Below are 8,133 nucleotides of genomic sequence, written 5' to 3'. Positions count from 1 at the left end.
CTAAAAGGCGTTAAAACAAGTCCCTCAAAATGGATATTCCCTTCAAAGTCAACCGATAGCCAGNAATNGCTTAACGAAAGGCTTTTACTATGCTCTTGTTTAAAACTTTCTATAAACTGCATCGCAGAGTACGTGGCATAGGCCTTGATGCCTGCTACAAGGAGCAGCCCAAGAATCAATAAAGCCCCTAACTTCTTAATCATTTCTTATGTTCCAAGTAACTTATCCAACTTCGTATACAAACTATAGCAAATATTCTAAGAATTTAACTTTATCTTCAGATATTTAGGTCTAAGCTAAAATCTATAAGCTGTAGGCAATTAATGGGTTAATCACTGCCAATTCAGCATTTCACCATTTATATAGCTAAAGTCGAAGTTAGACCCTTACCATGAAGCACTCAGATGATGTATCCAGAGCAGTAGACCTTCTGAAAAAAACGCTGCCGGAAATGAACAAACGAAATATCGCTACTACGCCTAATAATTATGCGATTTGGTATGAGTTCGTCGTGGGTGACAACCCGGAACTTAGCAAAGCAATTCAAGAACTGGATGCTAAGAAGACAAGCTATACCACGGAAACCCTTCAATCACTCTATGAGAAATATATTTCAGACGCCCACGAAGCTGCAGTCAATAAGCTGAGCAATAGTGTTAAAGAAATTATTCATAACTTTCTCAACAAAGTTAATAAGGAGGGTCACGGACTAACTGATTACGCGCAGACCTTATCGTCGTTTTCTGAGAAAATGGAAGGTGCCAGTGACATCAGTGATATAAAGTCACTCATTAGCCATCTGCTAGATGAAACCAAGAAGCGTGAAAGCGCTGCACAGAGTATGCAAACTTCCCTTGAAAGCATGGCGCTTGAAATGAAAAAACTCAGGGCCGAAGTATCAAAGCTTAACTCTGAAGCAACAACAGATTCCCTCACAAAGGTGAACAATCGCCGTGCCTTTGATATGGAGATAGAAAACTTTATTTCTTCCAGCAAAGCCGAGAAGAAACCATTATGCCTACTGTTAATCGACCTGGATGATTTCAAGCGTTTTAATGAACAATTTGGTCATACAATTGGCGACAAAGTTCTTCGTTTTGTCGCGACACTCTTAAAAAACAACATTAAGGGCTGCGACTCGGTTGCTCGGTTTGCTGGCGAACAATTCGCAATTCTACTGCCTGAAACGGCCTGCGAAGGAGCTTACATTGTCGCTGAGAATATTCGTGAGCGCTTATCGAAACAAACTTTATCAGACAGCGCAGAAAAGATTGAACTAGGAACTGTCACAGCTTCGATCGGTGTCGCCGTATACAAGTATGGAGAGAGTGCAGAGCAGCTAATTCGTAAAGCTGATAAGTTCATGCACGAGGCAAAACGTTCAGGAAAGAATAAAGTTGTGGGCGGTTCAAATGTAGGTTCTGACAGCAAAGAGTCATCAAGTACGCTTATTTAAAACAATCAAGCGGCCATAATTACTGACCGCTCAGCACACTAAGTACTAGTCATTAGTAATCAGCGTTCCAACACCTTCATCTGTAAAGATTTCCAAAAGTGTTGAGTGGCTAACTCGACCGTCAATAATGTGCGAACTCTTTACTCCGTTTTTCACAGCCTCTAAAGCGCACTTAATTTTCGGCAACATACCGCCGTATATCGTTCCATCAGCAATCAACTCATCGACCTGAGCAGTTGATAAACCTGTTAACACCTCTCCCGATTTATCCTGCAGACCAGAAATATTTGTCAGTAGAATAAGTTTTTCTGCTGCTACCGCCTCAGCTACTTTTCCAGCAACCAAGTCAGCATTGATATTATAAGACATCCCATCTTCACCGACTCCGATCGGTGCAATAACGGGTATCACATCACTTTTGGTCATCATATCAATAACCGAGGTATCGACCGACTTGACCTGACCAACATGACCGTAATCTATAATTTCTGGTCGATCAACTTCTGGAGTTATTTTATCGACATGAAGTTTAGTTGCCTTGATCAGGTTTGCATCCTTCCCTGTAAGACCTATTGCCTTACCTCCATTGCTGTTAATAAGAGCAACAATTTCCTNATTCACTTTTCCGCCCAAGACCATCTCGACCACATCCATCGTCTGGCTATCGGTGACACGCATACCATCAACGAAGTGGCTTTCAATATTCAAACGCTCAAGCAAGTCACCTATTTGGGGGCCGCCCCCATGCACAACAATCGGATTGATGCCCACCAACTTCATCAACACAACATCTCTTGCAAAGCTGTTCTTTAAGTCTTCGTTCTCCATGGCGTTGCCACCATACTTAATCACCAAGGTTTTACCTGAAAAGCGCTGAATATAAGGCAGTGCTTTGCTTAATACTGAAGCCACCTGGCCAGCAGATTCTCTTGTTAAACTCATATTTTTCCTAACAAACAATAAAGGTCAGAATGGTTGACCTAAAAATTACATTCAATTGATGGATCGACTATCTGAAGCTGCGTCCTAAATATCGACTTCACTTCTTCTAAAGCTGCCTCATTATCAGCCTCGAACCTCAGAACCAATACGGGAGTGGTATTGGATGCACGACATAAACCCCAGGCATTTGGGTATTCGACTCGTAAACCATCTATCGTGGAAATATTTCCACCAACAAACTGGTCTTTCAAAGCACACAGACTTTCAACGATCATAAATTTAGACTCATCTGTCACACTGATATTTATCTCAGGCGTACTTAAGTCTTCAGGAAAATCGGCAAATACTTCTTCAGAAGAGCGATCTTCAATACCCAAGACTTCTAATAAACGAGCGGCAGCATAGAGACCGTCATCGAAGCCAAACCAACGCTCTTTGAAGAATACATGACCACTCATTTCACCAGCAAGTAATGCCCCGGTTTCTCTCATTTTAGCTTTCATATAAGAGTGTCCGCTCTTCCACATTACCGGGCGACCGCCATAACTGCTAATCAAACCATTAAGGCGTCGAGAGCATTTAACATCAAATAAGATATCTGCTCCCGGGTTACGGGAGACAACGTCTTTGGCGAACAACATCAACAAACGATCAGGCCAAATAATCTTACCTGTATTGGTTACAACGCCCAAACGATCTGCATCGCCGTCGAAGGCTAAACCGATATCCGCATCATGCTCTTGCACTGCGGCAATCAAGTCTCTGAGATTGTCTGGGTTACTAGGGTCAGGGTGATGATTAGGAAAACTACCATCAACCTCACAATGCAATGGAATAACTTCACAACCAAGTTCTTCAATTAGTTGTGGCGCAACCTTCCCGCCCACGCCGTTACCCGCATCCAATACAACTTTTAAAGGCGCAGCAACAGCAATATCATTTAGAATTGTGTCCATGTACTCTTGGGTCACATCGCTATCTGTACATGAACCTTCTCCATGCTCAAAGTCCTGCAACAAGATACGGTTGTAGAGCTTTTGAATATCATCGCCAGCCAAGGTTTTACCATCAAGCATGATCTTAAGGCCGTTATAATTAGCTGGATTATGACTGCCTGTAATCATCACACCACTTCCTGTTTTAAAGTGGTGCGTAGAGAAATATAAAACCGGCGTGGGAACCTGCCCAACATTGACGACATCCAGGCCGGTACTCAAGATCCCGCGGATCAATGAATCCGAGTACGGTACGCTAGAATAACGACCATCAAACCCGACGCATATCGCGTTTTGCCCTTGAAGAAGCGCCTCACTTGCAATAGCTTTACCTATTAACTCTACAAGCCCTTCGTTTAAGGTTTCGTCAACCACACCCCGGATATCATAGGCGCGGAAAATAGTCTGGGGAATATCTATATCCAGACCTTGCACTTCCGAAACCATATCATCTGTATCACCAAGCGCTCCAGAACCTTCTGCATCATTTAACACATCCAAATCAAGCAAATCATCATCAAACAGAGGCGCATCATCTTCTACGTCATTCGAAACAGGAGCTGTTTTTTTAGACTGCTCTTCTTTTGGCTTATTAGCGGTCTGTTGCACAGACTTCTTCGCACTCGCGGATAAGTGCTTTATGTGTTCAGATACAGCTGACGACATTGCTGTGAACTCTCCAAAGGAGAAGGAGGCACGCCCAGTTTTGCCACCCGAAGCAAGCCCAGCTGCCATTTGACTAACTTGAAGAATATCTTTACGAACACTTAGCATGTTCATCCGAGCGATTAACACTAGCCCAAGAATTAGCACAACACCTACCCCAAGCAAAATAATCATCACCATTATTCGGTCAATCTGTAAGGACTTTCTAGCATCAGGAGCGTAGGTAATTGTGACGCCAGGCACACTGGTAGCACTCTTTAGTTTATTTGCCGAGTTGCCTTTTCCAAAGGATAAGATCGCTCGCCCGGACTGAGATGCCAAAGCCACCTCACCAGCACTTGCCGCCTCACTCTGCTTGAGAGTTGACTCGATGATATTCAACTGAAATATAGCCAGCATAATATCACCAGACAACGCTTGTGATTCACGTTGTTTTACAGGGCTTGCAAACTGAATATACCAAACACCTTCGTTAAAGAAGGGTTCTATTAATAAGCTCTCTTTCTTTAGCGAACGCCTCAGCAAGTCGATACTGGCAAAAGAAAGCGCTGGGTTATTTTGTCGCAAACTTTCTAGCTTGGAACTAGGCACCTGATAAACAGCATCAAGCTCTGCCCAAAAGCTCTTAAGTTGACGACTTGATAAGCCTTCTTCGCCAGAATCTTGTAAAGATATATTGGCTACACTTCGCTTTTTCGCATCTATGTAAGCATTAAAACTTTGAGCCAGAGAGTCTAGACGCTGTTGATCTACCTCTGCATTAAATGCAATTTCATTTTGACGTAGCGAGAACTGGTCAATTAAAAAATACGATACAGTCAAGCCTATCAACACAAGTAAGGCCGGTTGGTATATCCACGATACCAGGCTTTTTCCTACTTTTGTTTTCTTTGAAGATTTGACTTTCTTCGCAGGCTTCTTGGCTGCCGCCTCTTCTTTAGTGCTATCTTTGACAACCGTATCTTTCTTTTTGAACATGCTCAAGCTCTCACTCTATTGTTACTATGCTCTGCCAGTCGAACCAAAACCGCCCTCACCGCGAGCACTTTCCGTAAATTCTTCAACAACCTCAAATTGCGCCTGAACAACCGGCACAAGCACTAACTGCGCAATGCGTTCACCAACCTCAATAACAAAGTTTGAGTTCCCCCGGTTCCAGCAAGAAACCATTAACTGCCCTTGGTAATCTGAGTCAATCAGGCCTACCAAGTTGCCCAAAACAATACCATGTTTATGCCCAAGTCCGGATCGCGGTAATATCATCGCAGCCAGATTCGGATCTTCGATATAAATAGACAACCCTGTAGGTAACAAAACGGTTTCACCAGGAGCCAGCTCTATGCTTTTATCTAAGCAAGCCCTTAAATCTATTCCAGCAGAGCCTTGAGTTGCGTATTCTGGCATGGGGATTTCTGAACCCAAGCGTTCATCCAAGATTTTTACCTGTAGTGTTTGTCGCGTCATTATCAGATCTTCTCAATATTTATTTACTGTCGACATAAGTTTAGATGCTTCTTTCGCTTTGTATATGCGAGTTTCGCTAAGAAGCGCTTCCATCCATTTTTTTTGCTATATCCTTTACTATTTCTTCAGCTAAAGAGGCTTTGGACTGCTTAGCGCAAGCCTTTTCATCTTGCGCAGTAATTATCCATGCCTCATTCTGATCACTGTTAAAGCCTATCTCGGGCTTGGATACATCATTCGCTATAATCATATCCAAGTTCTTACGCTTAAGTTTGTCTCTGGCATAATCCAACACATCATGTGTTTCTGCAGCAAAACCAACGGTAAAAGGACGTGACTTTAATGAGGAAACTGTCGCTACAATATCCGGATTTTGCTCTAAGGTAATAGTCATCGACTCGCCTTCATCAGGCTTCTTCTTTATTTTCTTTGTTTGTATCGTCTGAGGCCTGTAGTCCGCCACCGCTGCACACGCAATGAAAATATTATTTGAACCGCCAAGCTGTGCCAAAACAGTATCCCTCATTTCTACTGCTGACAATACATTCAAACGCTCAACTCCATCGGGCGCGTCAAGTTTTGTCGGGCCAGAAACCAAGGTAACCTTTGCCCCTGCACGAACACAACTTTCAGCAAGTGCATAGCCCATTTTCCCCGAGCTGTGATTACTAATATAGCGGACCGGGTCAAGCGCTTCCTGTGTTGGTCCGGCAGTGATCACTACCTTACGCCCAGCCAATAAGCTAGATGGTTCTTTAGTAATTAATATCTCTAGCGACTCACACAGCTCCGCGGGCTCTAACATTCTGCCAGGACCGACATCCCCACAGGCTTGTTCTCCCTGTGCTGGCCCCAGGATTGTCACTGCAGACCCCAGAGTTTTAGTCAATTCAGAAATATTCCGCCGAGTCAGTGGGTTCAACCACATAGCCTGATTCATTGCAGGCGCCAGGAATACCTGAGCAGTACTAGCCAACAGCAAAGTATTAAGCAAGTCGCCCGCCATACCTTGAGCATATCTCGCTAAAAAGTCAGCTGTGGCTGGAGCAACCAAGATAAGATCTGGCCATTTTGCCAGTTCAATGTGACCCATTCCTGCTTCTGCATCGGAGTCTAACAGTTCAGTTTGGACGGGGTTACCAGACAAAGCCTGCAGGCTAAGTGGGGTAATAAATTGCTGAGCTCCCCTACTCATCACAACACGTACTTGTGCGCCAGCCTTAACGAGCTGCCTGCACAGGTCTGCAGATTTGTAAGCTGCGATACCGCCGGTTATCCCAAGTAATATCTTTTTGCCGCTCAGTTTGGAGCTCATACCTACTTCCCTTCACGATAAAAGCGAAAAGATACCACTCATAGCCCTCGATTTCACGCTAAACCAAGAGTTTATTAGGAGTTCGGCGTCAAGCACTCTCATGCGAACTGCTCACTCTGCATTTTTTACAGGCAAAAAAAAGAGCGCTAAAAAGCGCTCTTTTTCAATAAGCTGATACCACGAGGGTAGCATGCTCATCGAGAGAAATTACATAGGAGTAACGTTCTCAGCTTGTGGACCTTTCTGACCAGTACCAACTGTAAATTCTACAGTCTGACCTTCAGCAAGAGTCTTGAAGCCATCAGATTGAATAGCGCTGAAGTGTACAAACACGTCTGGGCCATTTTCCTGCTCGATGAAACCAAAACCTTTAGATTCGTTGAAAAACTTAACTTTACCAGTAACTCTATCTGACATAATCATATCCTGACTAAAAAACTAAAACATAAAATCGCCGAAAAACTGGATATAACTTATGCTTACCGGGTTGAACACTATTACTAGCAAGTCTAAACACAGAACATAAAAAAATAGCCGGGCTTTCTAGGCTGCCTGCAGTATACTCTATTAAATCTTAAATACAAACCTCATACATAAAGAGTCACAAAAAGTAAACATTCCCTACCGCCTATATTAGCTACTACCTTATGAATAAAAGCAAACGCACTGAAATTTTTACACGCTTACGAAATGAAAACCCATCCCCCGAGACAGAGCTGAACTACAGCTCCCCTTTTGAGTTACTGATAGCTGTCGTCTTATCAGCCCAAGCAACTGACAAAGGTGTAAATAAAGCAACCGATAAACTGTTTCCCATTGCCAATACCCCCGAAACAATTAGAGACTTGGGCCTTGATGGCTTAAAGGCTTATATAAAAACCATTGGCCTGTTTAATGCAAAAGCAGAAAACGTCATTAAAACATGCAACATACTGATAGATAAGCATAATAGTGAGGTCCCACAAACCAGAGAAGAGCTTGAGGCTTTGCCTGGTGTAGGAAGAAAAACTGCAAACGTGGTATTGAACACGGCATTTAAACAAGTTGCCATGGCCGTCGACACGCATATTTTTAGAGTGTCCAATCGGACAAAAATCGCACCCGGTAAGAATGTACTGGAAGTTGAAAAGAAGCTTCTTAAATTTGTTCCCAAAGAGTTCTTATTAGACGCTCACCACTGGCTTATTCTTCACGGACGTTACACATGCGTTGCCAGAAAACCTAAATGCGGCGCCTGCTTAATTGAGGACTTATGCGAATTTAAAGAAAAAACCGGCGAGTAATTACTTACTAGC

The 8,133-nt window shown here is 43.3% G+C and carries 7 protein-coding genes; 2 read left to right on the top strand and 5 right to left on the bottom strand.

Going from position 1 to position 8,133, the window contains the following annotated elements:
• Positions 1–391 precede the first annotated feature (391 nt).
• A complete protein-coding gene (locus tag A3735_RS16800) occupies positions 392–1,456 on the top strand; it encodes a GGDEF domain-containing protein (protein WP_068512567.1) in 1,065 nt (354 codons plus the stop codon).
• 45 nt (positions 1,457–1,501) lie between these two features.
• Here the strand turns inward: A3735_RS16800 and argB are convergent, their stop codons facing one another.
• The 5 genes from argB to A3735_RS16775 all read right to left on the bottom strand — a co-directional run bounded on the left by argB (position 1,502) and on the right by A3735_RS16775 (position 7,255).
• On the bottom strand, positions 1,502–2,398 hold the full coding sequence (argB, locus tag A3735_RS16795; protein ID WP_068638315.1) for an acetylglutamate kinase: 897 nt from the start codon (positions 2,396–2,398) through the stop codon (positions 1,502–1,504).
• A gap of 38 nt (positions 2,399–2,436) precedes the next feature.
• Positions 2,437–5,037, bottom strand: coding sequence for a phosphomannomutase/phosphoglucomutase (locus A3735_RS32395; protein WP_082865411.1), 2,601 nt, complete (start codon positions 5,035–5,037; stop codon positions 2,437–2,439).
• A 24-nt stretch (positions 5,038–5,061) separates the two neighbouring features.
• The gene (gene dut, locus A3735_RS16785) at positions 5,062–5,523 is read right to left on the bottom strand and encodes a dUTP diphosphatase (protein ID WP_068512582.1); all 462 of its coding nucleotides are present in this window, start codon (positions 5,521–5,523) and stop codon (positions 5,062–5,064) included.
• 76 nt (positions 5,524–5,599) lie between these two features.
• A complete protein-coding gene (gene coaBC, locus A3735_RS16780) occupies positions 5,600–6,838 on the bottom strand; it encodes a bifunctional phosphopantothenoylcysteine decarboxylase/phosphopantothenate--cysteine ligase CoaBC (RefSeq protein WP_068512586.1) in 1,239 nt (412 codons plus the stop codon).
• A 207-nt stretch (positions 6,839–7,045) separates the two neighbouring features.
• Positions 7,046–7,255, bottom strand: coding sequence for a cold-shock protein (locus A3735_RS16775; RefSeq protein ID WP_068512589.1), 210 nt, complete (start codon positions 7,253–7,255; stop codon positions 7,046–7,048).
• Between the two features lie 230 nt (positions 7,256–7,485).
• Between A3735_RS16775 and nth the strand changes: the two genes are divergently transcribed.
• On the top strand, positions 7,486–8,121 hold the full coding sequence (gene nth, locus A3735_RS16770) for an endonuclease III (protein WP_068512591.1): 636 nt from the start codon (positions 7,486–7,488) through the stop codon (positions 8,119–8,121).
• Positions 8,122–8,133 lie beyond the last annotated feature (12 nt).

It is taken from the genome of Oleiphilus sp. HI0061 (genome assembly GCF_001635675.1).
The sequence above is the reverse complement of the archived record's forward strand: the minus strand, read 5'-3'. Positions and strand labels throughout refer to the sequence as shown.

Bases quoted from the DNA above. Each gene is read 5' to 3' on its own strand.
- A3735_RS16800 (WP_068512567.1), top strand. From the start codon at position 392: ATGAAGCACTCAGATGATGTATCCAGAGCAGTAGACCTTCTGAAAAAA.
- A3735_RS32395 (WP_082865411.1), bottom strand. From the start codon at position 5,037: ATGTTCAAAAAGAAAGATACGGTTGTCAAAGATAGCACTAAAGAAGAG.
- dut (WP_068512582.1), bottom strand. From the start codon at position 5,523: ATGACGCGACAAACACTACAGGTAAAAATCTTGGATGAACGCTTGGGT.
- coaBC (WP_068512586.1), bottom strand. From the start codon at position 6,838: ATGAGCTCCAAACTGAGCGGCAAAAAGATATTACTTGGGATAACCGGC.
- A3735_RS16775 (WP_068512589.1), bottom strand. From the start codon at position 7,255: ATGTCAGATAGAGTTACTGGTAAAGTTAAGTTTTTCAACGAATCTAAA.
- nth (WP_068512591.1), top strand. From the start codon at position 7,486: ATGAATAAAAGCAAACGCACTGAAATTTTTACACGCTTACGAAATGAA.